Raw genomic sequence first — 1,072 nt, 5'->3', positions numbered from 1 at the left:
CTACAGCGGATTACCTATTGGTTTAGGGGATAACCGCAATGAGCAAACCAGCCCCGGGAGTCTCGGTTGCTGATGGTATTGATGGCTTTTCTAATCGCCTCATCGAGCTCCTCACGCGTACGTGCTTTTACGCTGCGCAGTTTGGTTTTCAGTTTCGACCAGCACGATTCAATAGGTGAACAGTCCGGAGAGTAAGGCGGCAGGTAAATGAGCTCTGCGCCTTGCCTGGCAATCGTTTCGGCTATGCCAGCCACCTTGTGAGCACCAAGGTTATCCATGACGACAACATCGCCGCGGCGCAGCGTTGGTGCCAGCACCCTGGACACATAGGCCCGAAACACCGCTGCGTCGGTAGCGCCTTCAACGGTCATGACCGCATCGAGTGCGTAACAGGACAGGGAGCCGATGATGGTGACGTTGTGGCCGTAGTTTTTAGGGGTGGCATCATGAACTCGCGTGCCTGGCCTGGCCCTGCCGAAGCGACGCGTCATCTTCAGGTTCACGCCGGTTTCGTCAATGAACTTGAGCTTCTTGACCGGGCACTTGGCTATTTTCTTGTAATACCGCCACCGCTCCTGACATACCCGCGTGGTGTCCCGTTCGCAGGCATGTACTGCCTTTTTTTTCGGCGCAATCCCATTTCCTGCAACACCCGGCAAATTCTCGACGTGCTCACCAGCGGGCCATTGTCGCGCACCAGTTGCTGCCGCAGTTCGGCCAGCGTCATATCGGGTTGTTTTTCCAGGAAGCGGCGCAGTTGCGCACGAGCTTTGTCATCAAGGCGCGCGGGTGGTCCCGGATGATCCGGCTTACGCGGCGAGACATCGCCGGCGCGCCGGTACAGTCGGAGGATATTTTCCACAGTCGCTAGGCTGACCTGGAAATACTCGGCGACTTCGCGTTGCGATTGGGTACCACGTGCGCAGGCTTGAACGATTCTCCAACGCAAATCCATCGAATAGGGAACGGGCATGATGGCACCTCTTCCGCAGGCAGGTGGCGATAAGACCTTTTATACCCGCAGATGTTCTCTTTGCTCACCTACCCTAAAGCTACCGGCAATCCGCTGTAG

At 56.8% G+C, this 1,072-nt stretch carries 2 protein-coding genes; both read right to left on the bottom strand.

Annotated features, from left to right (window positions below; genetic code table 11):
* Positions 1 to 14: 14 nt before the first annotated feature.
* Entirely contained in the window at positions 15 to 659 is a 645-nt protein-coding gene (locus tag G3574_RS00900; RefSeq protein WP_163959966.1) for an IS630 family transposase, read from the bottom strand.
* The gene (locus tag G3574_RS00895) at positions 548 to 973 is read right to left on the bottom strand and encodes a helix-turn-helix domain-containing protein (protein ID WP_163959964.1); all 426 of its coding nucleotides are present in this window, start codon (positions 971 to 973) and stop codon (positions 548 to 550) included. Before G3574_RS00895 ends, G3574_RS00900 begins: the two co-directional genes overlap by 112 nt.
* Positions 974 to 1,072: the final 99 nt, after the last annotated feature.

The sequence above is a fragment of the Noviherbaspirillum galbum genome (assembly GCF_010974945.1).
Classification (GTDB): domain Bacteria; phylum Pseudomonadota; class Gammaproteobacteria; order Burkholderiales; family Burkholderiaceae_D; genus Noviherbaspirillum; species Noviherbaspirillum galbum.
The sequence above is the reverse complement of the archived record's forward strand: the minus strand, read 5'-3'. Positions and strand labels throughout refer to the sequence as shown.